We start from the raw sequence: 26,044 nt of genomic DNA, 5'->3' as shown, positions 1-26,044 counted from the left end.
AGGAAAAAAATGAAAAATATAATAAAAAGCATAGGAGATTTAAGAATTTCCATAGTTTTGTTCTTGCTTTTTGCACTTTTTTGTGCTTTGGCAACTTTTATTGAAAGTGCTTATGGAACTCCTACGGCATGGGCTATGATTTATGATACTTTTTGGTTTGAGTATATACAACTTTTACTGGGTATTAATTTGCTGTGCGGAATGTTTCGTTATAAAATGTTTGGGCTTAAAAAATTGCCTTTAATGATTTTTCATATTTCTTTTTTATTTATTTTAGTGGGTTCTGCAATGACAAGATACGCCGGGTTTGAAGGCGTCTTAGCTATTAGAGAACACACTCAAAATTCACTCATAGAAAGTTCTAAAAGCTCTCTTCGCCTTTCTGCTATAAAAGATGGAGAGCGTTATAGCATCAGCAATGACCGCTATATAGGAAATTTACCCTTTGCAAATTCTTTTAAACTCAAACTTAATTTAGGCGATGATGAGGCTGTGTTAAAATATAAAAATTTAATCCTAAATGCCCATTATAGCTATAAAGAAAACAATAATTCCAATCCTTTGCTGGTTTTAATGCTTTCTCAAAAAGGCTCTCAAGGTATGGATATGGAATTTGAAAAAGGTGAGATTAAAAACATAGAAGGGATAAATTTTGCCTTTATGAATGATGAAGTTAAAGCACCCTTTGTGAAGATTGATGAAAATTTAAGCCTAAGTTCGAGCGAAAATTTGCCTTTTTTAAGTATGTTAGATGGAAAGAATTTAGAACTTAAAAGTGGAGAAAAAGCAAATGCTAAAGAAAGAAGACTTTATGAAATTAAAGATATTAGTTTTGTAGTTAAAACCGCTTCTTTGAACGCACAAAAGACTTTAGAAGGCTCAAATAGAGCTGAAGATGAAAGTTTTTGGTTGTGGTTTAAATCGGCTTGGCTAGAGTTGGCTAGAACTATGTTGGTTTCCACCTTTGGAGAGCCACAAAATTGGAAGAATTCTTTGTTGTTGCATTTTGAAAACTTTGCCTTAAGTAATGAGAATAAAAACTTAGAATTATCCGGTTCTAATGCTTTGAAATTAGAATTAAGCTATAAAAATGAAAGTAAAGAATTTTATATTGTTGAGTATAGCAAACCTACTATGATAGAACTTGCCGGTCAGAAATTTTTCATCTCTTGGGCGCTTTCTTATGAAAAATTGCCTTTTGAAATTTACTTAAGGGATTTTGTGATAGAGCGTTATCCGGGTTCTATGTCTCCAGCTTCTTATGCTAGTGAAATTAGTGTAAAAAATAAGGATGAAAATTTTGATTACAGGATTTTTATGAATAATGTTTTAGATTATGAAGGTTATAGGTTTTATCAAAGCTCTTATGACCAAGATGAAAAGGGGACTATTTTATCTGTAAATAAAGACCCGGGCAAAATTCCTACTTACATAGGTTATTTCTTGCTTTGTCTTGGAATGTTTATGAATTTTTTAAATCCACATTCGAGATTTAGGACTTTAGCAAGATTGATTAATAAAGACACTTTAAAGCACACAAGCTTGGTTCTTTTTCTTTTATCAATGTTTTTTGGAGTTCAAAAAAGCTTTGCCAAGGATTTAAATTCAAGCCTACCTGTGGTAAATACCCATCACGCTAGGGCTTTAGCCACCTTAATAGTGCAAAAATCAGTCGATGGGAGAATGGTGCCTTTTGATACCTTATCAAGAGAAATTTTGGAAAAAATCCATCAAAGCGATAGTTATAAGGGACAAGATTCCAATGCCATTATGCTTTCTATGTTGGTTGATGTGGATGAGTGGCAAAAAGAACCCTTTATTTTGATGCCGGAAAATAAAGCTGTTCGGGATTCTATTGCAAATATTTTAGAAATTCCTAGTGCAAAATATATAACTTATAGGGATTTTTTTGATGAAAATCATCGTTATAAGCTTCAAAAATATGTTGAAAATGCAAATCGTAAAAATCCTAATGCTAGAGGGGTTTTTGATAAAGAAATTATAAAATTAGACGAAAGAGCTAATGTTGTAAATTTAGTTTTTAGCGGCGAATTATTTAAATTTATTCCTGTGCAAAATAGCGAAAATAATGTCTGGCTTGCTCCTTTTTCTGCTGTAACTACTCTTAAAGCAGATGAAGGACATATGGTTTTGGCTTTGATAAAAAATTATTTTAGTGCTGTTGAGAGTGCCTTTAAAGACAATAACTGGACTAGGGCTGATGAAGGTTTAAAGTTGATTAAAGAATATCAGGAAAAAATAGGATACAAGGTTATGCCGAGTCAAACAAAGGTTGAAATGGAAATTTTTTCTAATAAAATGGAGCTTTTTGTAAAACTAGCTCCTGTTTATTTGATTGCAGGTTTTTTGCTTTTAGTGCTTGTTTTTTCAAAAATGATTATGCCCCATTTAAAAATCACTTTTATATTTAAGGTGGTTTATATACTCAACATTTTAGCCTTTATAGTGCATACTCTAGGTCTTACACTTCGTGCTTACTTATCAGGACACGCACCTTGGAGTAACGCTTATGAAAGTATGGTTTATATAGCTTGGGCTTTGTCGCTTTCTGGCATATTTTTTTCACGCAAAAGCCCTATTGCCCTGTCCTTAACTTCGATTTTATCGGGCGTTGTTTTGATGGTGGCGCATTTAAGTGAAATGAATCCACAAATTACCAATCTTGTCCCTGTGCTAAATTCTTATTGGTTAAGTATTCATGTATCTGTTATTACGGCTAGTTATGGATTTTTAGGACTTTGCGCCTTGCTTGGAATTTTTGTGCTATTTTTAATGTGTTTTCTTAAAAAAGATGGAAAATACAATGCAAATATTTTAAGAAATATCACAGAAGCCACAAGGATTAACGAAATGGCGATGATTTTGGGACTTTGTTTGCTTACTGTGGGGAATTTTTTAGGTGCCATTTGGGCAAATGAGAGCTGGGGAAGGTATTGGAGCTGGGATTCTAAGGAAACTTGGGCTTTAGTTAGCATACTTGTATATGCGGCTATTTTACACACAAGGATGATACCAAGATACTCTAATCAATTCATATTTGCTTTGTGGAGTATGTTTGCTTATTGGGTGATTATTATGACTTATTTTGGGGTAAATTATTTTTTAACAGGGCTTCATTCTTATGCCGCAGGAGAGGCGGCTCAAATTCCTGATTATGTGTATTGGGGATTTGCATTGATGGTGATTTTAGCTCTTTTTGCAAGAAGGAAGCGAAATTTTGTGGGCAAACTTTAAATGAAGCTTTTTTTGGCTATTTTTTGTATTGCTTTAGCGCTTTTATTGTTTTTAAGTGTGATTGTTTATTTTATTTTAAGCGATAAAAGAGACAAAAAACAAGCCTTGTTGAAGCAAGAAAATTTAAGTGATTTAGAGAGCTTGATAAGTGCTGCTTCTAGAGCAAGCGATGAGGAGCTAAAAGAACTTGTCAAGCTTTATTTGCAGGACTACAAACTGGGCTTAAAGATCTCTGCGAATTTAGATGAGCTAACTAAAAAGAAATTAGAATTTGTTTCTACTCTTGCGGCAAATCCTCAAGCAAGTGCAAAAACTATAAGCTATTTAAATAAAGAGCTTAAACAAAACTCAAGCTCCTATAAACAAGAAATTGACGCTTATGAGTATATGGGATTGGCTAAAAGAATGCAATAAAAACTGATTTAAAAGGCATTGGTTAAAATCGGCTATTTTCTTATCCTATTTTTTGACTTCGATTTTTAAAGTAAATTTGTATGAAATACAATATTTTCTTTTTTAATCCCCCCCCCCCCTTTTTTTTTCATCATCGCAAAACTCGTTAGAGTTGAATTTCTAAATATAGATTGCTTTGAAGCTAAAGCTTTCTCGCAATGACGAAGCTTACCACGCTTTACTGCATAAGCTCGTAATGACGAATAGTCTTGCAATAACAAGTCAAGCTAAAACAATTTCTAACTTAAACCCTAGTCTGTCCTATGAGCTTATTTAATCTATCCATTATAGAATCAGCATAAGAATTTATACTTTCACTACTTGCTTTCCAGCCGTTAGCAAGAGCTTGTTTAATCTCAGCATCTAAAGCCCAGTTACCCAAAGCTTGTCTAGGGGTTATGCCTTTATCATACATATAAAGCTGTCCTCCTGCTATGCCTCGTTCTGCCCAATATCTAAAAAAGCTTTTAAAATCGCTTTTACCTGTCATAATACTATCAATATTGATTGCGGGACCACTAAAGCTTTCTTTAGCCATAGCTCTATTATGTGCTTCTATAGTTGGATTAAGTGTAGTTTTTAAACTTTCAACAGGACGCCCTTCTTGAGATTTTAAAAAACTCATAAATAAAGCTTCTTTAGAATAGCTTCCATCTTCATTTTGTGGATAAACTGACATATCAGGTTTAAAATCACATTCATATTTAGCTTGAGAAACATTTTTTATTTCTTCTAAGGATAAGCCAAAAGTTTGAGGCTTAATTCCTGTTATCAAACCACCAGAATCAAAATCAATATTATTTGCTTCATCAAATTGTTCTTGGGTTTTATAAACATTTGAGATAAAAGCATCAGAAAAATTTGCTAAATGCTTAACTCTCATGCTATCATTTCTTACAGGATTGGGGTGTTTAAAAATACCATCACCATTGTAAAATCCATTCATAGCATAACCCTTAGGCATAGAATTTATATCTTTTTCACTAAAACTATTTTTATCACTTGGAAAGCTTTGATTTAAAGCATTAGAAAAAAGATTATAGTATTGTTTTATGGTTTCAGCCATATCTATATTTGTATAGTATTCACTTACACCAAAGTATTGTTTATCATATAAAACATCAGGTCTATTTTCAGCAGTCTTTTTAATCTCATCTAAAGTAGATTTATGTATCTTAAAATCTTCAGGCAATCCTGCGGCTTTATTAAAATCACTTCCCATATAGCCATCTTTATTTACACTATAACCATAGGCTGTATTAGTGGTAGTGCTTATATCAGCTTGTTTGTATTTTAGAGCATAAATAGAGTTTTTAAATTCACTGGATATATTATAATTAGGGGAAGTTGTTTGAGTGGTATTATTAATACTAAGATTAGTGTTATTACTAGTATTTGTTGTATTAGTAGAATTTAACACTTCACTTCTTGCTAGAGTTTGTGAATTTGCACTTTGAATTTCATTTAATTTACTAGCATTTTGTTTTAAAAAAGCATTAGCAAAACTTATTTTAGATTTTTCTTTACTTTCTTTATTAGCTTTACTTTGTGAAAGTATAGAAGTATAGTTTGAATTATCATTGATACTAAAGATACTCATATAAATTTTTTTAATGCTTTTATTTCATTTATACAAAGAATGGAACTTTTTTAGGATTTTTTCTCTTTTTGGGGTGGGGGTAGATGTCCCACTAGGCTGTGTCAAAAATGTTAAACAAACACTCTTAATTTTTAAAATATTTTGGTTTAAAGTCTTATTTTGTAGGGTTTTAAGTCTTGTTTTGATTTTGGCACAATAACAAAACTTTCAAAACATATTTTTAAAGAACTAAAACGCTACTAAAGGTCTATAAATCCAAATATTTAAATAAAAATTTTTTGTCTCAAGAAAACAAAATTAAAGTTTTTAAAAAATTTTGCTTTTATGAGGCGAATTGGGCGTTAAGTTGGGTGCAAGGCTGAGAGTTAAGGGGATTTATCCCTACACCAAGCTAGGATTTACCCCTGCTATGAAATTTAAAAAAGGAGAAAAGAAAATGCAAATTAAAAAATACAAACTCTATGATAGAGAAGGGATTTATTATTTTGATGTGAGCTTATATTTGGCAAATGAGCTTAAAAGATTAAGATTTTCAAGCACACTTAAAGCAAACAAAAGCTCTAAAGAGTTTTTGGAAGCTAAGGGCGATGAACTTGTGAAGCTTTATATCAAAACAGGAGATAATAGCAATTTTAAAAGCTTTTATGAGAGCTATTATAAGGACTTAGAAGCAAAATTTGATTATCATTGTGAGCTATTTTTAAAAAGCATTAACGGACTTAAAAAAACATCACAAATAACCAACAAACAAAGACTCATCAACGCAAGAATATTTTTTAAAAATAAACTTATAAAAGATATTAGCAAAAAAGACATTAGAGAATTTTATGAGTTTTTAGAAAAGTTAAGAGCTAAGGGCGAATTTAGCACAAATCACATCAAAGCACAGGCTCTAGCCTTAAATAGGGTTTTAGAATATGCTTATGAAAATGATTATATAGAGCATAACCCATTCTTTAAAAAACGCTATGCCAAAGAAAAGAAAAAAGAGCTTTTTCCTTTTAATGAAAAAGAAATCATAGCCTTACTCAAATACTCAAGGGCTGAAATACGCCTTTATCTATACACGGCTCTTTTATGTGGGGCTAGAACGGGTGAGATTTTAGCTTTGCAATTTAGGCATTTTGATTTTGAAAACAAAAAAATCATCATCGAACAAAGTGTAAATAATATAAGCGGTATCAATACTTGCAAAACTTCAAATTCACATAGAAAAATAGATTTGTTACCGACTTTAGAAAATGAGATTTTAAAAGAGATTGAAAAAAGAAAAGAGCAAAATAGATTTAGTCCAGATAGCTTTTTATTTGATTTGAAATTTAAAAATGAACCTATTAAAAACTTTCAAAACTCTATTTTAAAAGTGCAATACATTCAGCTATTAAACGCTTTAAATATCACTTACAGAGCCATTTACAATACTAGGCATTCTTTTGCGTCTTTGATGTTAAATAAGGGTGAAAATATTATGTGGGTTTCAAATATGCTAGGACACACAAACACCCAAACGACTTGGAGTTTTTATTCTAAGTATATGGAGAATGAAAACAATAAAAGAGCAGAGTTTTTAAAGGATATTTTATGATTTATGTGGGCTTTAAAGCAAAATATTCTAGCGAGTTTTACGAACTTAAAATGGGTTGGTTTATTTATAAAAAAGCGGGGGACTTTGTGGATTGGTTAAAGCATATTGAAAAAGATAATAAGGAGCTAAATTTTATGAGTGTAAAAGAGCTAAAAAGGGTGTGTGTAAAGCCCTTTGATAAGGATAGGTTTGAGGTTGTAAAAGATTATGATTTTAATTTTTTTATTGTTTTAAAAAATAAGAAAGTAAAAGTTGGTGGAAGTATTAAAGCAGGATACAAAACAGACGGAGCATCGATACCTCGCCTTTTTTGGAGTATATATCCGCCCTTTAAAAGTGAGTATTTTAGTGCTTGCGTGATACATGATTTTTTATGTGACGGGGCAAAAAAGATAGATAATTTGCGTTTGCAAAAAATAGCCTACAAGAACGCTGATTTGGCTTTAAAACAAGCCTTGAAAGAGTTAAAAATCAATCCTTTTAAAGTCTTTATCTTTTATCACTCTTGCAATGCTTTTCACACTTTAAAATACTTTTTAAAAGGAGTTTTTAGATGAATTATAAAGAATATGAAAATCCTTTACACACAAAAGAAAAGATAAATGTCTTTGATTTAATCGATGTTTTTAAAAGCTTAGATAAAAAAGAGCAAGAGTTTTTTAAAAATAGCATACAAAGCAATACCCATCTAAAAATAAGCTTTTATATAAACTTAATGGACGGATTTTTAAGGGGAAAGAAAATACAAAAAAGGGCTAAATTCTCAAAAAATGATGAGTGGTTTGATGTGGATATGCCTACTTGGCAATTTTTGAAATTTGATTATAGGATAAAGGAAGAAAAACGATGAAATACCTTAAATTTGGGAACGCATACTTAAAAGCTTCTAGCATAAAAAGCTATGAAGTTAAAAGACAAAATAATAAAATCCTTATAAGACTTTATAACGGCATACTTTACGAGCAAAGCTTTAGCTTTTTAACTTTTAAAGATTATAAATATATATGCCTTAAGGAAAAAGATAATTTAAAGCTATTGCATAGCCTTATTGATGAAATTTCAAGCGATATTACTAAGGCTTTAAATATAACTTTAGAGTCAATCGAAAAAGAAGATGATGGGTATTGTTTAGTGAATTTTAATGAGAAAGTTGCGCTTATTTTAGATGATTTTACAAAAAATCAAGCCCTAAAAAAGCTGCTAGAAGAAATTATAAAAAGAAAGGAAGAAAGCCTTTTTTTAAGTTTTTATTACAGATGGATACTATGAAAAGGCGAAAAATTATAAAAGAAAATATTAATAAGATATAGGAGTTAAAATGATTATAAAAAGTGAGTTAAAAGGCAATTTTACGATAATTTCAAATGAGATTATAAGAAATAAAGATTTAAGCAATAATGCTAAATTAATGGCTGTTTTGTTGGCATCTTTGCCTAAAAGTTGGAAGTGTAACACCGCACATTTAGCAAAAGAAGCCAATATGGGCTTAAGAACTACACAAAATGCTATAAAAGAACTTATAGATTTTAATTTCATCAAAAAAATTCAAGGTGTAGATGAAAAAAATAAATTTTCTAAATTTTATAGTGTGATTTTTGTTGATAATGATTTTGAAGAATACGAAGAAAAAATCTCAACAGAAGAACAGGAAGAAATTTTAAAAAATTTAGATGAAGAAAAAGAAGAATTTACTCAAGAAAAAAATAAAAATTTCAAAGCCAATCAAGAAGAAGAAAAACAAGCCTTAAACACTGATAAAAACGATACTTTAGAAAACAAAGCCCTATTTTTAACGGATTCAAGCGAAGTTAAGAAGCAAGAACTAAGCAAAAATGGCACTTTAAACCCAACGCAAAATTCACGCTTGGCGGGAAATTTTCGCACATATATAAATAAAGAATTTTTACAAAGTAAAAATCTTTATGGATACAGCATTTTAGATAAAAATGTTTTTATATTTTTTAAGGGAAACAAGGAAAAAAGTATCAATATTGATTTTAGCGGTTTTAGTGAGTTAGAGATAGAAAAAATCAAAGAGTTTTTTGAGTATAGAAAAAGTATGAAAAAGCCTTTAAATATTTATAGCAAAAATTCTTTGGTTAAAAAATGCTTAGAGTTTAAAGGCAAGGGTTTAAGTATTGTTAAGATGATAGATACGGCGATTTTAAAAGGTTGGCAAGGGCTTTGGGTAATAGAAAAGACTAAAAATGAAAGTTTAAATCAAAACGAGATTTTAAACCTTGTTTTAGAGCAAGAAAGCGAATTTAATTTTAGAAGTGATTTTGATTTAAGCAGGGTTAAAATAGCGGGCAAAGTCGTAAGCTATGATGAAAATAAAGACCTTTTTATTTTAAGTTGAAAAAATGGCTTATTTATTCAAAAAATCAAGGGCTAAGCAAAGAACCTCAAATATTTTATTTACCAAAGAAAAAATAGAGCTAATGAGTGCTTTATGTCTTTATGAAAATATAAGTAGAGATGAGTTTATAGCAAGGGCTTTAAGGGTTTTTTTCGTAATAGAAAGGAGTAAAAAAGATGTATTATTTCAAAGAGAACGCAGAAAAATTAAACAAAAAAATAAGGCTAAGAAAAAGTATTTTAACAAAGTTGCGAAGATTAGCGAAGAAAGAGAATATATCTCAAGCTTATTTAATCAATAAAGCCCTAGAAGAATATATAAGCTTTTTAAAGTGCAATGACTTATTTGCTTATGTGTTAATTAAGGAGTTTAAAAATGAAAAAAGCAGAGTTTAAACAAGCCTTTTTAACCAAAGATGGCTTGAAATTTACAAACAGCGAAAAAAGACTTTTTTTAGAACTTACCGATAGTTTAGAAAACTTAGGAGAGAGCTTTTTACAAGAGCTTTTTTTAAATTGTGTGAGTAAATATAAGTTTATTTATTTTAAGGAATTTTTAGAACTTTGTGTAAAAACAATTGAAAATCATATCGACAAAAAAATACAAGAAACAAAAATCATAGGTTTTGATGATAAGAGTTTTTTACAAGAAAAAGAGCTTTTGGCAAGGTATTATAAGATAAAGATTTTTAAAATTTTACCCAAATGGTTTAATGAGATTGTCTAAAGGAATTAAAAATGAAAAAATTAAGATTTGATGAATGGTGTTTAAAAAGGGGTTTAAGTAGTGTTTCTTATATTTATGATATTAAGCGTTATGCCTTAAGAAACAATATAAAAATATCCCTAAAACAAGATACAAAAGGAAATTATGTTTTTACCAAAAACGATTTAAAAAAACTTGTTAGAAGTTTTGAAAAATATTTTAAAAATTTAAGCCTTAAAGAACTTCAAATGAAAAGATTAAAATCAAGCGGGAGTGTGAATAAACCTTCATACATGGAAAAAGAAATTTTACAAATCAAAACTTTATTAAAAGGACTTTAAATGCTAGAAAAAGAAATTTTAAGAAGCTTTATAGAATACCCCGAAAATATAAATAAATTTTGCGATAAATTAAGTTTTGAAATTTTTAGCGAAGAAGCAAGAAGGTATTTAAATACTATTTTAGATTTAAAAGACAAAAATCTTTTAAGCTTAAGCACCTTTATTGATAGTTTAAGCGAAGAATTAAAAGCAAGGGATTTTTTTATAGCTTTAATCAGTGCAAATGTTAATCCACTTGTGAATAAACAAGGCTTTATTTTAGCTAAAAAATATCAAATCAAAAAGCAAAAAGAAATCGCAAATCAACTTTTAAATGCAAGCAATGAGAATGTTTTACTTGATTTAAATGTTTTAAGTAATGAAATGGATATACAAACAAAAGATATTATGGACTTAAATGAGTGGTTAAAATACTATGAAAATAAGCCTAAATTAGCTAAATTATCCACAGGACTTGCTTTTATAGATAATGCTTTTAATGGAGGGTTAGAAGAAGCTCAGCTAATGCTAATAAGCGGCGATGCCGAAGCAGGAAAAACGACTTTAGCCTTGCAAATACTGGAGCATTTTTCAATCTATAAAAAAGTGGGCTTTTTTTCTTTTGAATTTAGCGTGGATTATTATTTAAGAAGCATAAAAGAGCAAAATAAAAAGCTAAGAAATGAGAATTTTTTTATCATCAATGATGGCTATGAGATAAGTGAGATTATAAGCAATATCAAAAGACTAGCTAAAAGGGGTGTGAAATACTTTTTAATCGATTCTCAAATGAGAATAGAAGTTAATTCAAAAGGCTTGGGAAATATGGAAGAAAAAGAAAGCTTTAAATTTTCAGCCCTAGCTAAAATTTGCCATTCTTTAGGGGTGTTTATAATGCTGATTATTCAAACTTCAAAAACTGATTCAGAAAGTCCTACTGGAAGCAAAAAAGGAGCACACGAAGCAAGTATTATTTTAAGAATAGAAAAGATTAAGCCCAAAAAAGATGATTTAGCGCAAAGAAACAATGAATTTGACGAATACAGACGCCTTATAAAACTCAAAAAAAACAAACAAACAGGCAAACATTTTCAAGGCGAAGTCGCTTTTAATCCCATCAGCAGAAGCTTTATGGATTTAAAAAATGATTTTAAAGCGACTGAATTTATCAGTGTTGAAGATGTAAAAAAAGAACTTGATAATATAGAGGAAGTATTTTGATTATAAATAAAGATGAGATTAAATTAAGAGCAAATATCGTTGATATTATAAGTAGCTTTATACCCTTGCATAAAAAAAACGGAGTTTTTACAGCAAATTGTCCTTTTCATAGTGAAAAAACACCTTCATTTGTAGTCAATGAAGCAAAGGGCTTTTTTTATTGTTTTGGTTGTAACAAAGGCGGCGATGTTTTTAAATTTGTTGAAGATTTTAAGCATATTAGCTTTAATGAAGCCATAGAAGAAGTTGCGAATATAGCCAAACTTGAAATTCAAAAAAGCAATGATAAAAACTTAAAAGATAGAAAAGTATTTTATGAAATGCTAGAAATCATTAATGAATTTTTAAAATATCAGCTTTTAAACGATAAAGAAGCCTTAGAAGAAGTTAAAAAAAGAGGTTTTGATGAAGAGTATATCAAAAGATATGATTTAGGACTTTGGAAAAATGAAGGCTTACTCATTAGAAAATTAAAAGAACAAAATTTATTTACACTTGCTAAAAAGCTTAATATCTTTTATGAAAATGAAAAGGGGATTTTTACACCCTTTGCTAAAAGGCTTAATTTTAGCATAAGAAACAAAGAGCATAAAATCATAGGTTTTAGTGCTAGAATAAGAGCCAATGAAAACACACCAACTCTTGCTAAATACATCAATTCTAAAGAAAGCTTTTTGTATCAAAAATCCTTAAATCTTTATAATTTTTCAAATGCTAAAAATGTGATTTTAAAAGAAAATCAGGTTTTAGTGGTGGAGGGGTATTTTGATGTGTTAAGTTGTATAAAGCTTGGTTTTTTCAATGTAGTTGCAAGTTGTGGAACGGCTTTTACTCTTTCACATTTAAGCCTTTTAAATAAAATGGGCGAACTTGAATATATCTTAAGTTTTGATAAGGATAAAGCAGGAATAAAAGCCAATTTAAAAGCCTTAGAAATGTTTTTCAAAGAGGGTATTTTTAAGGTAAAAATTAGAGTTTTAAAAAGCAAAAGGCACAAGGATTTTAACGATTTGCTTTTAAGCGGGGTAAAGGCTGATGAAGCAAAGGAGCATTTTAAAGATTATGACGGCTTTGAGTATTATGTAAAAATGAATTTAAAAGAGTGTTTAGATAGCAAAAGCAAGTATAGCTTTTTTTTAAAATTAAAGGCTTTAATCCTAGCACAGAATAACTTTTTTTTAAAAGAAGAATTGATTAAAAAAGCTTGTGAATTTTTGCAAGTAGATAAAAAGGAGTTTTTAGAAAAAAAGTATAAAAAAGAAAAAACAAGTTTCACTTTAGAAGAAGTAATTTTAAAAAATACACTTTTAAAAGATGAGTATTTGTATCTAGCAAAAGAGTATTTAAAGCCTTATCATTTTAAAAAATATTCTTTAAGCTTTAAAAATTTAGTAGAAAAAAATATAATCGATAATGATTTGATGCGTTTAAGCGGGGCTGATGATGAACTTTTGGATAGAGAAGAGTTTTCTTTATGTTTAAAAGAGCTTTTTAAAAAGGATTTAATGCTAAATTTAGAACAAGCACAAAAAGAAAAAAATATTAATTTGATTTTAGGAATAAAAGAACAATTAGCAAATCTTTAAGCCCCCCCCCACTAATCACGCCCCTTTTTTAATCCTTTAAAAGGATTTAAAATGAATCAAAAAATCAAAAGTTATTTTCAATGAATGTCAATAATGACAAGGAAAAACAATGCTAATAAGTGAATTTTTGGAAAGATTAAAAAGGCGTTTAAAAGATGAAGGGGTATATCATAAATACTCTAATGAAGAATTATTAGCCAGTTTAAATCAAGAGCAAAATATTATCATTAGTGAATTTGAAATGAATGTGAACCATTACACTAAAGAAGTAAGCCCTGAAGATAATATTTTGCATTTAGATAAAATAGCCTTAAAAATCATCTTAGCAAAGCTTAATAAAAAGCTTATTGAACTTAAAAACTACAAAAAACATTTAGAAAATGAAAACATAGATGCCCATTTAATGAGTTTTTCAAATATGCAAAGTGTAGCATTAATGCCAAAAGAAAAGGCTAATGGATTGCTAGAAGTTTGGGCGAATGTGTGCGTTTTTCATAAAAGCGAAAATGAAAAACTTTTTTTAAATGATTTACTAGTCAATGCTTTACTTTATGGAGTGTTTAAAAATGTTTTGCAAAGCGAAAACAGCGAGCTAACTTTGCAAAAAATAAGCTTTTATGAAAAGCTATACAATAATGAAATTTCAAGACTTAGGGCTATTGTTTCAAATACTAGAGAAAAGGAAATTTTATTTTCTAAAGTATCGAGGATTTGAAATCATTTGGGCATAAGATGGGTCAAGTTTAAAGGCTTTTGGGGGCTTTTTGCAAGGCAAAAAGGGTCGGGGTGTGATTTATTCACACCGCTTAAAGAAGGTTAGAAAAATAAATTTAAAAAAGGAAATAAAATGAAAGAAAATGCGTTTTTCAAAGAAGATGAGTTTAAATGCAAGTGCGGTAAATGTGAATTACCCGCAAATGTGCCAAGTGATGAGTTAGTAGAGATACTTTGTGAAATAAGAGAGCATTATAAGGCTCCTATAATCATCAATAGCGGCTATCGTTGCAAGGAGCATAACGCAAAAATAGGTGGAGCGGCTAAAAGCCAACACACTTTAGGTTCAGCGGCGGATTTTATCGTAAAGGGCGTAAAAACAGAAGAAGTGCATAGCTTTATCCTAGAAAAATACGGCGAAAGAGAATTAGGCATAGCCATTAAACATAATCCTAACAATGCTTACGGGGGCTTTGTGCATTTAGATACTAGAGGCACAAAAGCAAGATGGACTTATAATTAATGCAAAGCATAAAAGAACCGCCCTTCTTTTATGCAAATTTTTTAAAGCGTTTAAGTTTTAGCTAAGGCGGTTGTGCTAAAATTTTTTTATGTTTTTAGAAGTTTATTTTACTTAAAGAGTTCTAAAAGCTCTTTAAGTAGCTTTAAAAGTAAAATTAAAATTTCTATTATTTTAATCCACATTTAAGCCTCCTTCCAGCATAAAAGAAGTTAGCCAACTTAAACTTTAAAATTGTAATAAAACTTCCCTTTTTAAAACTTAAACACAGAGTAAATTTTAAGGACACGCAATGAATTTTTTACTAGGAAATTTTAAGCTATATCTAGCCTTAATTTCTTTAGCGATTTTAACAGGGTATTTTTACTTAAAACTTGAAAGCACGCAAAGCAAATTAAGCAAGGCTAGAAGTGATTTAAACTTAGCTTTAGAAGCAAATCAGCAAAATTTGCAAGAATTATTAAGGCTTAAAGTAAGGCACGAGAGCGAGATACAAGCCTTAAGCGAAGCAAATAAGGCAAAAGATGAGTTAAATAATAAAATCCATTATGTAAATAGATATATCTATAAGGAGGTTAAAAATGGCGAAAATAATCTTACTAAGCTTTTTAATGCTATGGCTGATAGGCTGTGGGATGCAAACGCAACAAGTAGCGACTAAAATTCAAATTGAAAGGGTAAAAATACCCGCTGAACTTTTAGAAATAAAACCCTTGCCAAAGCCTTTTGTAAGTAATGAAATAGAAATTTTAAACGCTTATTCAATGCTTTTTTATCATTATAAACAATGCGTGATAAATGTAGAGAAGATTAAAGATTTACAAGGAAATGAAAAATGAATGCGGTAAGTTTTATTAATAATTTCAAGCTCAGCAATGAAGCTTTAAAAATGTATTCTTTTAGTGGTGAAACTAGGTTTAAATTAGCCCTTGATTTAACCTTAAAAATGGAAGAATTAGAGCTTAAAAACAGAGAATTAGCTATTTTAGAAGAAAAAACAAGACAAGAGATAGAGCTTAAAAATCTAGAAGCTAGAAATAAATATGAAAATGCAAGTGTGGAATTGATTAAAAATTTAGTCCAAGCCCAAAGTATGATTAAAAGCGTTTGGGATAATGCAAATATCAATAAATGCAATGCTTTAGTGGGACTTTTTAATGTAGTGATGAACGCACAAAATACGACGGCTTTAAGTGGTTGGCAAAGTTATTTTAAAGAAATTAAAAATTCCATTTTTGCCATAGGACAAGATAGAGACGGCAACGGAAATTCAAATTCTTTGATTGATGAGTTTAAGCCCTTAATGGATAGAGTAAAACAGAGCCTTGATGAGTTAGCTTATGCTAATGCTAGTGTGAAACAAGTTAGCATTTTGGCTCCAAAATTAGAACTTGTAAAAGATGAAGCGATGATATTAAGGGGAGTTAGCATTTTTGCTAAAAATGAAAGCGGCTTTATCTTTAATGGAAAAACTTACCAAACCAATACTTTTTTATTTAAAAGTAACGAAGTAGGAGAATTTGAAATCAGTTTTTACAGCTTAAACGATAAAAATATTAAAATAAGCCATAGCATTAAAATAAAAGTGATTGATAATGTGATTAATATCAAAGAGTGAAATTTACGCCCCTTTTTTTAAAAAGAGAAATTTTTTAAAATGTGCGTGTATTTTTTAATACACATTTTCAAATTTCTTTTAAAAAGGGCTTAAAGCCCTTCCTTGATAAGGATATAAAATGCCTATTTTAGATATAAGCGCAGGTCGTGGAGCTTTGGCTAATGTCAATAATGCTACAAATGCTTTAATTAACGCAAGAAATGCAAGAACGCAAGGCTTTACTAATTCACTTTTACAATTTAATCAAATTGTATCAAATTATCAAAATTATAAAAATAATGAAGAAATGAGAGCCTTACAAAAACAAGGTTTAGAACGGGATATTATAAATAAAGATTTAAGCAATATTCAAAAAGGAACTTCTAATAATTTATTGGAAAAAGAATATGAAAGCTATGATAAAAATCAAGCTTTAAAAGAAAAGCAAATTCATTCTAATATTAACGCACAAAAAGCAAGTATGGCTAATGCTTATGCAAATGCAGCAAGGACGAATATAGAAACACAAAAGGAAAAAGACTTTTTAAATTGGCTAAAAAAATACGATGAACCCGTAAAAAAACAAGAGATTAATTTTTTTGATATTTTACATAAAAAAAGCTAAAATTCTTAACTTATAAAAAGTTATTTTTTTAACTATTAAAACTTTTCATTTTAACACTCAATAAGAGTTAAGCACTTAAGAAACTTAAAGCTTTAAAAAGCTTTTTTCTTAAGGCTTAAATTATCTCGTTTATAAAATGAAAAGTTTCATTAAAAAGCATTTTCTACACCCCAACTCCACTAATCACGCCCCTTTTTAAAACTAAGTTTTTTAAAATAAAATCTAAAAAGATTTTAAAATAAGAGTGATTGAATGAAAACAATATATGATTTAAAAGAACTTTATCATAATGATTTAAAAGCCAATGAAACAAGTTTAAAAGAATACAAAGAAGCCTTGAAGTATTATCACGGAAAACAACTAAGCGATGAAGATTTACATACTATTCTTTCAAGGGGACAAAGCCCCGTAATAGAAAATATTTTTAAGATGATTATCAATAAAATTTTAGGTTATAAAGCCCAAAGTATCAGTGAAATAATAGTCAGCGGAAGACAAGAAGAAGATAAGGAATTAGCCTATTTATTAAACGACCTTTTAAAAGTGTTTTCTAATGCTGAATTTTACGATAAAGAGATAATGAAAAAGGATTATGAACTTATTTTTGGTATGGCTGTGTGTGAGTTATGGATTGAAGAAGATGAATTTAAAAACCGCTTTATAAGTTTAAAAACTCTTCCTACAAAAAGCTTTTTAATCGATGCTTTTTCTAAAGATTCTAACGCAAATGATGCAAGAAGATTCCATAAAAGATTAAATATGGATTATTACGAAGCTAGGGATTTTTTCAATAAAGAATTCACACCTGATAATTACAACGGCGATAAAAGAGTTAATATCATAGAAACTTGGATAAAAGAAGAAGGCGTGTTTAACCGCTACTTCTGGAATGATAAGGGTATATTATACATAGAGCAAAGCCCTTTTAAAAACGGAATGCATCCTTTTGTAATATCAAAATACCATATAGATGACAAAAATAACTGGTATGGACTTTTTAGAGATATTAAGCCTATGCAAGATTATATTAATTTTGCAGAAAATAAAATGGGAAATATGCTAGGAAGCTTTAAAGCCCTTTTTGAATCGGACGCTGTTTTAAATACTGAAGAATTTGTTGAGAATATAGCCTTAGATAATGCTGTATTGAAAGTTAATCCCAACGCTTTAAAAGAAAATAAAATTCAATTCATAAACCATCACAACGATATAAACGCCTTAAGCATAAAGACCAATGAAAAAAGAAATTTAGCAAAAATCTTAAGCGGCTTAAATGATGAGTTTTTAGGTATAGCAAATAACCGCACAAGCGGGGAAGCCATAGCACAAAGAAAAGAAGCGGGGCTAATGGGATTACAGGATTTTCTAAAAAAGAGCGATGATTTGGAAAAGGCTATATTTAAAAAGGCTTTAATTTTAATGCAAAATTATTTCACTAAAAAGCAAATTTTTAAAATAGTGGATAAAGATAGGGGCATAAGGTATTTTGGTATAAATGAAAATGAAAAAAATAAAATAAAAATCGGTGTTTTTGATTTAGAATACCATTCTAAACTTAAAAACTCAAGCAATGAAGAAAGATTTATACAATGGAGTGAGATAATCAAAGTCTTACACACAACCCAACCTGAACTTACAAGAGAGCTTTTACCTTTAATCTTAAAAGATATAGATAGTCCAATAGTTGATGATGTTAAAGAATTAATGAGAACTTATAATGAAAAATTAGCTCAAATGTCTCAAAGCACACAGGCACAACTAGAACAACAAGCGGCGATTTTAGAACTACAGAAAAAAGAAGCAGAGATTAACGAAAAAAGAGCCAAAGCGGGTAAATACACCGCACAAGGAATATTAGCCCATAAAATCAGCGATGATGAACATAATTCTAGTATGCAAAAGGGCGGTCAGGATTTAAGATGATAGATAAAAACTTAAAAGATGAGATAAGAATATACTATGAAACACACGAAGACTCAAATAAAGAAGTGGCTAAAAAATTCAATATCACTTACCGCACCTTAATGACTTGGATACAAAAGGAAAAATGGCAAAAAGCTAAGGGTTTAAAGGATATTTTACAAAGCAATGTTAGAAAAGATTTGGTTAAAAAAGAATTTGGAACCATTATCGATAACACAGCAAGAAAATTAAAGCAACAATTAAAAGACAATTTAAATGATAGTTTAAGTGAAGTTGATGAGATTTTGAAAAACAACTTGCTTGATGGGGTAACCGATGAAATCCTTTTAAAAGCGATGAATTTAAATTTTTTACAAAAAAATATGACTTTAGGAGCCTTATTAGCCAAAGATGAACTTATAAGAATGACAAGATTAAGAAAAGCGGACAAAGCAAACCCCGCTTTAATCTCAAGTGCTGAAAAATTTGTAAGTATTTTAAGTAATTTACAGAAAAGCTTTTATGGTAATAACGATGCGAGTTTAAATTTGCAAGTGGTAAATATAAATGAAGATTTAAGCAAACTTAGCAATAAAGAACTAATGGAAAGAATACAAAGTTTAGAGAGTGAGAAAGAGTGAAAAAAGATAGTTAAAATCATCGATTTAAAGTCCATCGAATGAAAAAAATATTATAATTTCTTGTTTAAGTTTGCTAAAAAGTCTCGGTCGTTAAGAAAGGGGGCTTTAATGTGGATTAAAATTTTAAATGTTTTAATTTCATTTTTAGAGCTTGTCAAGGAAGTTTTAACACTCCTTAACTAAAACTCTTTATCACCGATAAAAATTTTATAATAACCCGCTTTAGCATAAGCTTAAACGATTTAAAAAAATTAACGCCGTGATTTTAGCGGGTTAAACGGCGTTTAAACTTTATGCCCCTTTTTAAAGTCTTTTAAAAACTTTAATATAAATTTATGAAAAATATCAATGAGTATAAAAAAGAGCTTTTACTGAGAGAATTAGCAAAAAGGGATTTTTATACCTTTTTAAAGCTAAAATGGGAAAGATACAACAAAGCCCCTTTTTTGGATAATTGGCATTTTAAATATTTGTGTAAAATTTTAAGCTACACCCTACACACCCACGCCCCACAAAATGAACTCATTACCCGTTTAATGTTAAATATGCCTCCATCTTATGGCAAAACTGAAACCATAGCAAGAAGTTTTATAGCGTGGGCTTTAGGAGCGGATAAAACAAGAAAATTTATTTATATTTCTTATAGTGATGAACTTTGCAGGAAAATATCTAATCAAGTCAGGGATTTAATCAAAAGTCAATTTTATTTAAGCGTTTTTAACGAAAAGCCTTTATTTTTGCAAGATAACGCCAATGAGTTTGTTTTAAGAGAAGGCGGGGGACTTTTTGTAACGACTTTAAAAAGTGCGATAACGGGATTTCACGCACACCAAATTCTAATCGATGACCCCATAAAAGTAAGCGAAATGTCAAGCAAAGCAAGTAGAAAGCTAGTCAATCAAAACTTCAAAGAGAGTGTTTTAAGCCGTTTGCAAGATACAAACTCAAATTTAACTATACTTATGCAAAGGTTAGGATATGAAGATTTGTGCGGTTTTTTACTTGATGAAAGGAATTTTGAAAAAAATATCATAGCTAAATGGAAGATTATCAAGCTTGAAGCCTTAAATGATGAAGAAAAGATTTATCAAATAGGTGATTTTTATTATAAAAGAGCTATTAACGAACCGCTTTTTCCTTTAAAGCATAATTTAGAACAATTAAAAGAATTAAAATTACAAATGGGCGAAGATGAGTTTAGCACACAATACCAACAAGAGCCTCAAGCTAAGGAAGCGGGATTTTTTGAAAGTGTTTATTTTAAAGAAATCCCTAGCTATGAAATTAACGAAAATAACGAGTTTGTTTTTGTAGATAATGCCACAAGTTTAGAAAGTGATGCGGATAATCGTGCTATTGTAGTTATAGCACTTGATAGAATGGATAATAAAGAAAGATATATTGTAAAAGACTGCTTTTATGGAATTTGGGACGAAGAGAAGATGCTTTTTATGCTTATAGAAGTCTTGATTAAATACCCTAAGGCTAAATGTTTTATTGAAAATGATGGCGGGGGGATTATACTTTATAGACTTTTGCAAAAAGAATTAATCAAGGTTAATGAAAAGCTAAAAAGAACAGGACAGAATATAATCACTAATGAAATCAAAAATTATAGTGCAAATAGGAAATTATCTAAAGTAGAAAAGATAAAAGCCTTAAAGCCTTACTATAATACAGGTTTTTTGTGCTTTTTAAATACAGCCAAAGGCTTGGGACAAATCAAAAAAGAATTATTAAGCTTTAATCCTGCAAAGCCCTTTAGAAAAGATGACTGCATAGACTGCATAGCCAGTGCCTTAGTCAATGAAGAAGTAAAAGCTCCTTATTGTGAAGAAAATAAAATCATAAATAATCATTCTTTAAGGGCCAAAAATGTTTATAGGAGTAAATGGAGATTATAAGCTTTTTAAGCCCCACTAATCACGCCCCTTTTTAAAAAAGTGCTTTTATCTTACACTTTAAGAACGCTAAGCTAGTGATGAATTCTCTTCTGTTTAGTTATAAACTCCTTAATTTGATAAGCTAGCTTAGCGACAAAGTGAAGATAAAGGAATTGTTGTGAATTTTGATTTTGAAGCGGCGAAAAAGGCAGGGTATAACGAAGAAGAAGTTTATAATTTTTTAAAGACTAATGAGAATTTTAAAAATTATGATTTTAAGGCTTTGGAAAAAAACTACAATAACGATTTTTCTTTGATGAATGAAGAGCTTAAAAAAGGCAATACAAGCGGCGAATTTACCACGCCGAACAAGTCGGCTCGTAATGACGATACACAATTAAAGCACGATATGAATTATTTAAAAGACACTTCCCTTTTAAATACAGCGACTAAAAGTGCAAAAGAAGCTTTAAAATGGATTCTACCCGATGAAGCAGTGGATGCCGTAGGAAATACAGCCAATAAGCTTTTTAACAATGAAAATTTATACATAGACAGCCAAAGAGAAGACAAGGCTAAAAAGGCTTTAAAAGAAGAATTAAGAGCCGACATTAAAAGCGGGAAAAAATATGAAGATTTAAAAGATTATCAAAAGGGAATTTTAAGCAAACAAGATAATGATAAATATATTTTTGGGGGCTATGCTAAAAGAGGATTTGAAGATGAAAAACGCCGCATAGAACTCAGCCAAAAAGATAAATTCACTAAAGAAGAAAAAGAATTTATCGAAAAAGATTTAGGATTTTTCAATACCCTTTTTCAAGATGATAAAGAAAATATAAAAGAATTTAAAGACAAATTTAAAAGCGAAAATATCATAAGCGAAGAGATAATTAAAGCGGCTAATACCCTTAAACAATTTCACGAAGGCGAGTTACTTCAAAACCTTTTTAAAGATAAAGAAAAAAAAGAAGAGTATAAAAAAGACTTTTTAGCACAAGCTTATAAAATAGCAGAGTTAAGCGGATTTGATGATGTAGGGCTTGATAAAGAAAACAGACTTTATTTTATTAAAAGAAAAAGCCCCGCCCCGTCTGAGAATGAGATTACCACGCCGAACAAGTCGGCTCGTAATGACAATGCTAACGCAGAAGAAGAGTATTATTTAGTCAATACAGGCTTTTCTGATAATTTTTTAAACACCCTTTACAATGCAAAAGGCGAAATCATAGGAGGCGTAGGCGGAGCCATAGCAGGAGCAAAAAGGGGCAAAAGTCCCGTTAGTATAGCAGGAAATGCTATAATAGGAGGCGCCGTTGGAAGCTTTGCAGGGGCGTCAATGGATGCGGTAGTAGCCGATATGTATTTAAACAGAGAAAGCAATTTTAACACCAATTTAAAATATGCTATTGAAGCGGGCGTTTTAAGTGCGGTAGGAGATGGCGTAATCTTAGGACTAAGCTACGGGCTTAAAAACGGCGCAAAACCTTTAAAAAAGGCTTATGAAGCGAGTAAGGATTTAATCAGCCGAACGCCCTTAGGATTTTTAAAAACCATACCTACACAAAACATTAAAGCGGCTGAAAATATCATAAACGAAGTTTTTACACCCGAGATGAAAGCCCAGTTAAAACAAACTCAAGCAAGCGTTGGAGGAAGCGTTAGAAGTGAAGATTTAAAAAATCCCCTTCTTAATAAAATCGAACAAGAATTCATTAAAAAATATGGAAAAGACGACATTAAAACCCAAAAAATAAGCAAATTAGCCGAAATTTTTAATCAAAACTCTTTAAAAACCAAACAACAAGAGATGCTAGATTTAATAAGAAGCGATAAAGAAGGCTCAACACTTGCTTATTTGCTTGAAGTTGCCAAAGATGATATAAAAATTCAAAGCAATTTAAAAAATATGCTAAATTTAGCCACTTCAAACATAAAAAATAATCTTGCCAAACTTGAGATAAACCCTTATGAAATAAAGATTATTTTAGATGAATTCGAACAGGGCAATAAAAACGCCTTTAAGGAAGTAGAAAATCAAATTTCAAGGCTTTATGATAACAATATCAAAGTCGTTTTAGATAGAGAGCCTTATGAGAAAATAAAGGCTGAATTTATGGATAATGGAGTGCCTTTAGAAGAAGCAACGCCCTTTTTAAGGGACTTAGAAAATAGTGTTTTTGCTAAGGAAGGCGTGCATTTTGCAAAGCTAAATAATTTTAGAAAAAATCTAAATTATTATATTTTTAATAAAGACAAAAGCCCCAATTTTATTAATAGCGTTAAAAAAATCGCAGAGGATATTTTAAAAACAGAAATTGACAAGGGAATAGACAATATTTTTAAAGAAAATAACGCCGCTTATGAAAGTATCAAAACCCTTTATTCTAGTGCTTTAAAAGACTATGCTACTATGAAAGAATTAAATGAGAGTTTAAAAAGATTAAAACTTCAAGATACCCAAAAAAGCGTAGATGAAGTGGTGGATAGCTTAATCAAATTTGCAAAAGGACAAGGCGAAGGGGGTGTCAATAATCTAAATAAACTTAAGAATTATTTAGGAAGCGAAAATCAAGGCTTTATCGAAATGCAAATTTTAAATCGAATTTTTAAAGATGCTCTTGTGGAAAATGACAGAGCCAAATTAAGCGTTTTTGATAGTGAGAGTTTTTTAAATAGAGTTAAGGAATTGGTAGGGGATGAGAAAGGCACACCGAACAAGGCGGGGCGTAATGACCACTTTAGAGACACCCCCACCCCGTCATTGCGAGACTTTGAAAAAGGCGAAGCAATCCAAAAAATCGACTTTGGGACTAATTACAGCGAGTTTTACCATAAAGGACAAGATGCCATCAATAAGCTTTTAGAAGAGAAACAAGGGCAAGTTAAAGGAGCCTTTTACAGAGAAGAATTAGGCGATATAGACTTGGTTTGGGGGGACTCTAAATTCGGCTTAAAGCATATTATCGAACAAAGAAGCAAACAATGGGGCGAGGAAAAGGCTTTAAAATTTATTTCTCATTTAGATGAGAATATTAAAAATGGCACAATTTTACAAGCGGATAAAGACAGAATAGCGATTAAAACTGAGTTAAGCACAATAATTTTAGAAAAAAACGCCGATGATAAATTTGTTTTAACAGCTTTTAGAGACAGAATGAATAAAAAGGAATTGGAAAACCTTAATTTAATTCAGTCTAAGGCTTTTACAAGCAAAAACGGCGAAACCAACGCAAAGGAAGGCACTTTTACTTCACTTAACCAAAGCCAAATTATAGCACAAAAACCGCTTTTTAATTCAAAAGAAGCAAAAGAATTTTTAGAATTAGTAGAAGCTTTTCATAAGCTTTATAAAAATGATGCAAGTATAGCTAAAAACTTCACTCAAGGCACGAGCGAAAAGCTAAGAGCAGGATTAGCCACAAGTGCTGAAGGAGCGATAAAACAGAAAGTTATAAAAGGCGTTTTTGACCCTATTTTTAGACTGATGCCCGAAAAAATTCTTTTTGGACTTTTTTCAAAGCAAATTCAAGGCGGAGCCTTAAGGTATCATTTAAAAAAGGCTTTAAGCAGAAGTTTAAATTATGAAGATTTTAAGATAAAGCTAGAAAATGAAGTTAAAAAGAGTGATTTTAACAGCCAAACCACACAGCTACTAGATGAGTTTTTTAAGAATTTAGAGAAATTTAACGAAGAAAAAGAAAATACCATTAAGGCTAATGCCTTAAAAGCACAAAAAGCAAGAGAAGAAGAAGAAGCAAGAATAAGGCAAATGCAAGCCGAGCAAGAAGCCGCATTTAGAATAAAGGAAGAAGAACAAGGACAAGACGCCTTAAGTGGAGGATTAAAACAAGGGCAAACAATAGGGATTAAAAGGTTAAGCGAAAACACGATTACTAATGCAGAGAATGGATTGCCACGAAGTCTAACGACTTCTCACAATGTCGATTTTACAGACACCCTTAATCCGTCTTTGCGAGGCGAAGCCGAAGCAAACCCACTAAATAAAGAAAGCATTAAAGAATTTTTAGAAGATTTAACACCCTTATCCTTACCAAAAGAAATAAGCCCCGAAGAATTTTTAAATTTAAAGGATAATTTTAAAAATAAACAAAATTATCTCAATCACATTCAAAAAGACCCAAAAAGACAAAAATATTTAAATCTCATTGAACCGACTTTAAACGACCCCGATATTGCTTTTAAAAAAGTAGAAAATGGAGTAGAAAAAGAAAAATTTATTAAAAAATTTAGCGATGGAAAAGAATTTTATTATCTTTTAGCGACTAAAGATGACAAAGAGACTATTTTAACCGCTTTTAAAACAAATAAAATCAATACTATTTTAAAGGAATTTGAAGACACCGACATTATCCCTACTTTCATTCGGCAGGGTAGCAAAGATGCGAACACCGCAGGGGCTACCGATGAAATTATACCAAAAAAAGCTAACGGGGCGTTGCCAAGTAAAAACACTGAAAAAATCTATTTAAAAGACAATGAAGAGCCTTTAAGCGTAGAATATGTAGTGGTTAAAAAAGAACAGGTTAAGCCTACTTTTGAACACGGAAGAACTCAAGGAAGAGTGGGCAAACAAGAGGATTTAATAGAAAAAATCACAAAAGATTTTAATCCCGATTTACTTGTAGCTAAAAAGGGCGATTTGAAAAATGGAAATCCTATTATTTTAAGCGATGGGCAAGTTTTAGCAGGAAATCACAGAAGCGAAGCGATAAAAGCCCTTGAAGGCGAAAATTTAGAAAAATATAAAAGGGCAGTTAAAGAGCATTTTAACATAAACTTAAAAGATGATGAAATGCTAGTGCGTCTTGTTTTAGATACAGACAAAACGAAGATTAAACGCTTTGCATATGCGTCTAATGAAGGATTAGAAAATACCTTAAGCGAGCAAAGCCTTGTTTTATTTTCTAAGTATAAAAATGAAATTGACAAGTTAAAATCAAGCCCTTTAAAATTCTCAAGCGAAGATTTACACAATCAAAAAAACGAAGTCTTACAAGCTTTGGGCGAAAAGTCTTTAACCAAGCTTGAAGATACCAATAAAGCCCTATTTTACA

The 26,044-nt window shown here is 30.4% G+C and carries 23 protein-coding genes and 1 pseudogene; 22 read left to right on the top strand and 2 right to left on the bottom strand.

Annotation, left to right across the window (positions count from 1 at the left end):
- Positions 1 to 9 precede the first annotated feature (9 nt).
- A complete protein-coding gene (locus ACLL8X_RS00410) occupies positions 10 to 3,255 on the top strand; it encodes a cytochrome c biogenesis protein (RefSeq protein WP_411988984.1) in 3,246 nt (1,081 codons plus the stop codon).
- Entirely contained in the window at positions 3,256 to 3,669 is a 414-nt protein-coding gene (locus ACLL8X_RS00405; RefSeq protein ID WP_411988983.1) for a hypothetical protein, read from the top strand.
- Positions 3,670 to 3,952: 283 nt separating this feature from the next.
- Here the strand turns inward: ACLL8X_RS00405 and ACLL8X_RS00400 are convergent, their stop codons facing one another.
- Positions 3,953 to 5,308 carry a Cj0814 family flagellar-dependent secreted protein gene (locus ACLL8X_RS00400; RefSeq protein ID WP_411988982.1) on the bottom strand — a complete coding sequence of 452 codons (1,356 nt, stop codon included), beginning with the start codon at positions 5,306 to 5,308 and terminating at the stop codon, positions 3,953 to 3,955.
- A gap of 436 nt (positions 5,309 to 5,744) precedes the next feature.
- On the opposite strand from ACLL8X_RS00400, the gene ACLL8X_RS00395 reads away from it, so the two are divergent.
- From ACLL8X_RS00395 to ACLL8X_RS00305, 19 genes are all read left to right on the top strand, one after another.
- Positions 5,745 to 6,893 carry a tyrosine-type recombinase/integrase gene (locus tag ACLL8X_RS00395; RefSeq protein WP_411988981.1) on the top strand — a complete coding sequence of 383 codons (1,149 nt, stop codon included), beginning with the start codon at positions 5,745 to 5,747 and terminating at the stop codon, positions 6,891 to 6,893.
- Between the two features lie 134 nt (positions 6,894 to 7,027).
- Positions 7,028 to 7,450 carry a DUF1353 domain-containing protein gene (locus ACLL8X_RS00390; RefSeq protein ID WP_411989218.1) on the top strand — a complete coding sequence of 141 codons (423 nt, stop codon included), beginning with the start codon at positions 7,028 to 7,030 and terminating at the stop codon, positions 7,448 to 7,450.
- A complete protein-coding gene (locus ACLL8X_RS00385) occupies positions 7,447 to 7,743 on the top strand; it encodes a hypothetical protein (RefSeq protein ID WP_411988980.1) in 297 nt (98 codons plus the stop codon). Before ACLL8X_RS00390 ends, ACLL8X_RS00385 begins: the two co-directional genes overlap by 4 nt.
- Positions 7,740 to 8,162, top strand: coding sequence for a hypothetical protein (locus ACLL8X_RS00380; RefSeq protein ID WP_411988979.1), 423 nt, complete (start codon positions 7,740 to 7,742; stop codon positions 8,160 to 8,162). The genes ACLL8X_RS00385 and ACLL8X_RS00380 overlap by 4 nt, the downstream gene beginning before the upstream one ends.
- A gap of 49 nt (positions 8,163 to 8,211) precedes the next feature.
- Positions 8,212 to 9,252: a hypothetical protein gene (locus ACLL8X_RS00375; protein ID WP_411988978.1), complete on the top strand. Its 1,041-nt coding sequence runs from the start codon at positions 8,212 to 8,214 to the stop codon at positions 9,250 to 9,252.
- Between the two features lie 4 nt (positions 9,253 to 9,256).
- A complete protein-coding gene (locus ACLL8X_RS00370; RefSeq protein ID WP_411988977.1) occupies positions 9,257 to 9,553 on the top strand; it encodes a hypothetical protein in 297 nt (98 codons plus the stop codon).
- A 74-nt stretch (positions 9,554 to 9,627) separates the two neighbouring features.
- Positions 9,628 to 9,978, top strand: a complete 351-nt coding sequence (locus ACLL8X_RS00365) for a hypothetical protein (RefSeq protein WP_411988976.1) — start codon at positions 9,628 to 9,630, stop codon at positions 9,976 to 9,978.
- Positions 9,979 to 9,989: 11 nt separating this feature from the next.
- Positions 9,990 to 10,298 (top strand): hypothetical protein, encoded by a 309-nt coding sequence (locus tag ACLL8X_RS00360; RefSeq protein WP_411988975.1) that lies wholly within the window; start codon positions 9,990 to 9,992, stop codon positions 10,296 to 10,298.
- Complete coding sequence (locus ACLL8X_RS00355) at positions 10,299 to 11,498, top strand: DnaB-like helicase C-terminal domain-containing protein (RefSeq protein ID WP_411988974.1); 1,200 nt, start codon at positions 10,299 to 10,301, stop codon at positions 11,496 to 11,498. It abuts the gene before it with no gap.
- The gene (dnaG, locus tag ACLL8X_RS00350) at positions 11,495 to 13,084 is read left to right on the top strand and encodes a DNA primase (RefSeq protein ID WP_411988973.1); all 1,590 of its coding nucleotides are present in this window, start codon (positions 11,495 to 11,497) and stop codon (positions 13,082 to 13,084) included. Before ACLL8X_RS00355 ends, dnaG begins: the two co-directional genes overlap by 4 nt.
- A gap of 109 nt (positions 13,085 to 13,193) precedes the next feature.
- Entirely contained in the window at positions 13,194 to 13,799 is a 606-nt protein-coding gene (locus ACLL8X_RS00345; protein ID WP_411988972.1) for a hypothetical protein, read from the top strand.
- A 132-nt stretch (positions 13,800 to 13,931) separates the two neighbouring features.
- Positions 13,932 to 14,321: a YcbK family protein gene (locus tag ACLL8X_RS00340; protein WP_411988971.1), complete on the top strand. Its 390-nt coding sequence runs from the start codon at positions 13,932 to 13,934 to the stop codon at positions 14,319 to 14,321.
- A gap of 289 nt (positions 14,322 to 14,610) precedes the next feature.
- Entirely contained in the window at positions 14,611 to 14,979 is a 369-nt protein-coding gene (locus ACLL8X_RS00335) for a hypothetical protein (RefSeq protein ID WP_411988970.1), read from the top strand.
- Entirely contained in the window at positions 14,954 to 15,157 is a 204-nt protein-coding gene (locus tag ACLL8X_RS00330) for a hypothetical protein (RefSeq protein ID WP_411988969.1), read from the top strand. The genes ACLL8X_RS00335 and ACLL8X_RS00330 overlap by 26 nt, the downstream gene beginning before the upstream one ends.
- The gene (locus ACLL8X_RS00325) at positions 15,154 to 15,936 is read left to right on the top strand and encodes a hypothetical protein (protein ID WP_411988968.1); all 783 of its coding nucleotides are present in this window, start codon (positions 15,154 to 15,156) and stop codon (positions 15,934 to 15,936) included. Before ACLL8X_RS00330 ends, ACLL8X_RS00325 begins: the two co-directional genes overlap by 4 nt.
- Positions 15,937 to 16,054: 118 nt before the next feature.
- A complete protein-coding gene (locus ACLL8X_RS00320) occupies positions 16,055 to 16,540 on the top strand; it encodes a hypothetical protein (protein WP_411988967.1) in 486 nt (161 codons plus the stop codon).
- A 252-nt stretch (positions 16,541 to 16,792) separates the two neighbouring features.
- Positions 16,793 to 18,463 carry a portal protein gene (locus tag ACLL8X_RS00315; RefSeq protein ID WP_411988966.1) on the top strand — a complete coding sequence of 557 codons (1,671 nt, stop codon included), beginning with the start codon at positions 16,793 to 16,795 and terminating at the stop codon, positions 18,461 to 18,463.
- Positions 18,460 to 19,083, top strand: coding sequence for a helix-turn-helix domain-containing protein (locus ACLL8X_RS00310; RefSeq protein ID WP_411988965.1), 624 nt, complete (start codon positions 18,460 to 18,462; stop codon positions 19,081 to 19,083). Before ACLL8X_RS00315 ends, ACLL8X_RS00310 begins: the two co-directional genes overlap by 4 nt.
- Positions 19,084 to 19,418: 335 nt before the next feature.
- Positions 19,419 to 20,987, top strand: a complete 1,569-nt coding sequence (locus tag ACLL8X_RS00305; protein WP_411988964.1) for a hypothetical protein — start codon at positions 19,419 to 19,421, stop codon at positions 20,985 to 20,987.
- 1,185 nt (positions 20,988 to 22,172) lie between these two features.
- Here ACLL8X_RS00305 and ACLL8X_RS00300 read toward each other — a convergent pair.
- Positions 22,173 to 22,349 carry a hypothetical protein gene (locus ACLL8X_RS00300; protein ID WP_411988963.1) on the bottom strand — a complete coding sequence of 59 codons (177 nt, stop codon included), beginning with the start codon at positions 22,347 to 22,349 and terminating at the stop codon, positions 22,173 to 22,175.
- Between ACLL8X_RS00300 and ACLL8X_RS00295 the strand changes: the two are divergent.
- Positions 22,306 to 25,785 (top strand): annotated as a pseudogene (locus ACLL8X_RS00295) (putative barnase/colicin E5 family endoribonuclease); the annotation flags it as partial. The gene ACLL8X_RS00300 and the pseudogene ACLL8X_RS00295 overlap by 44 nt on opposite strands.
- Positions 25,786 to 26,044 lie beyond the last annotated feature (259 nt).

The sequence above is a fragment of the Campylobacter parajejuni genome (assembly GCF_046764905.1).
Lineage (GTDB): Bacteria > Campylobacterota > Campylobacteria > Campylobacterales > Campylobacteraceae > Campylobacter_D.
The sequence above is the reverse complement of the archived record's forward strand: the minus strand, read 5'-3'. Positions and strand labels throughout refer to the sequence as shown.

What these genes read in the sequence shown, in the direction of transcription:
- ACLL8X_RS00410 (WP_411988984.1), top strand. Translation starts at nt 10, where the DNA reads ATGAAAAATATAATAAAAAGCATAGGAGATTTAAGAATTTCCATAGTT.
- ACLL8X_RS00405 (WP_411988983.1), top strand. Translation starts at nt 3,256, where the DNA reads ATGAAGCTTTTTTTGGCTATTTTTTGTATTGCTTTAGCGCTTTTATTG.
- ACLL8X_RS00400 (WP_411988982.1), bottom strand. Translation starts at nt 5,308, where the DNA reads ATGAGTATCTTTAGTATCAATGATAATTCAAACTATACTTCTATACTT.
- ACLL8X_RS00395 (WP_411988981.1), top strand. Translation starts at nt 5,745, where the DNA reads ATGCAAATTAAAAAATACAAACTCTATGATAGAGAAGGGATTTATTAT.
- ACLL8X_RS00390 (WP_411989218.1), top strand. Translation starts at nt 7,028, where the DNA reads ATGAGTGTAAAAGAGCTAAAAAGGGTGTGTGTAAAGCCCTTTGATAAG.
- ACLL8X_RS00385 (WP_411988980.1), top strand. Translation starts at nt 7,447, where the DNA reads ATGAATTATAAAGAATATGAAAATCCTTTACACACAAAAGAAAAGATA.
- ACLL8X_RS00380 (WP_411988979.1), top strand. Translation starts at nt 7,740, where the DNA reads ATGAAATACCTTAAATTTGGGAACGCATACTTAAAAGCTTCTAGCATA.
- ACLL8X_RS00375 (WP_411988978.1), top strand. Translation starts at nt 8,212, where the DNA reads ATGATTATAAAAAGTGAGTTAAAAGGCAATTTTACGATAATTTCAAAT.
- ACLL8X_RS00370 (WP_411988977.1), top strand. Translation starts at nt 9,257, where the DNA reads ATGGCTTATTTATTCAAAAAATCAAGGGCTAAGCAAAGAACCTCAAAT.
- ACLL8X_RS00365 (WP_411988976.1), top strand. Translation starts at nt 9,628, where the DNA reads ATGAAAAAAGCAGAGTTTAAACAAGCCTTTTTAACCAAAGATGGCTTG.
- ACLL8X_RS00360 (WP_411988975.1), top strand. Translation starts at nt 9,990, where the DNA reads ATGAAAAAATTAAGATTTGATGAATGGTGTTTAAAAAGGGGTTTAAGT.
- ACLL8X_RS00355 (WP_411988974.1), top strand. Translation starts at nt 10,299, where the DNA reads ATGCTAGAAAAAGAAATTTTAAGAAGCTTTATAGAATACCCCGAAAAT.
- ACLL8X_RS00345 (WP_411988972.1), top strand. Translation starts at nt 13,194, where the DNA reads ATGCTAATAAGTGAATTTTTGGAAAGATTAAAAAGGCGTTTAAAAGAT.
- ACLL8X_RS00340 (WP_411988971.1), top strand. Translation starts at nt 13,932, where the DNA reads ATGAAAGAAAATGCGTTTTTCAAAGAAGATGAGTTTAAATGCAAGTGC.
- ACLL8X_RS00335 (WP_411988970.1), top strand. Translation starts at nt 14,611, where the DNA reads ATGAATTTTTTACTAGGAAATTTTAAGCTATATCTAGCCTTAATTTCT.
- ACLL8X_RS00330 (WP_411988969.1), top strand. Translation starts at nt 14,954, where the DNA reads ATGCAAACGCAACAAGTAGCGACTAAAATTCAAATTGAAAGGGTAAAA.
- ACLL8X_RS00325 (WP_411988968.1), top strand. Translation starts at nt 15,154, where the DNA reads ATGAATGCGGTAAGTTTTATTAATAATTTCAAGCTCAGCAATGAAGCT.
- ACLL8X_RS00320 (WP_411988967.1), top strand. Translation starts at nt 16,055, where the DNA reads ATGCCTATTTTAGATATAAGCGCAGGTCGTGGAGCTTTGGCTAATGTC.
- ACLL8X_RS00315 (WP_411988966.1), top strand. Translation starts at nt 16,793, where the DNA reads ATGAAAACAATATATGATTTAAAAGAACTTTATCATAATGATTTAAAA.
- ACLL8X_RS00310 (WP_411988965.1), top strand. Translation starts at nt 18,460, where the DNA reads ATGATAGATAAAAACTTAAAAGATGAGATAAGAATATACTATGAAACA.
- ACLL8X_RS00305 (WP_411988964.1), top strand. Translation starts at nt 19,419, where the DNA reads ATGAAAAATATCAATGAGTATAAAAAAGAGCTTTTACTGAGAGAATTA.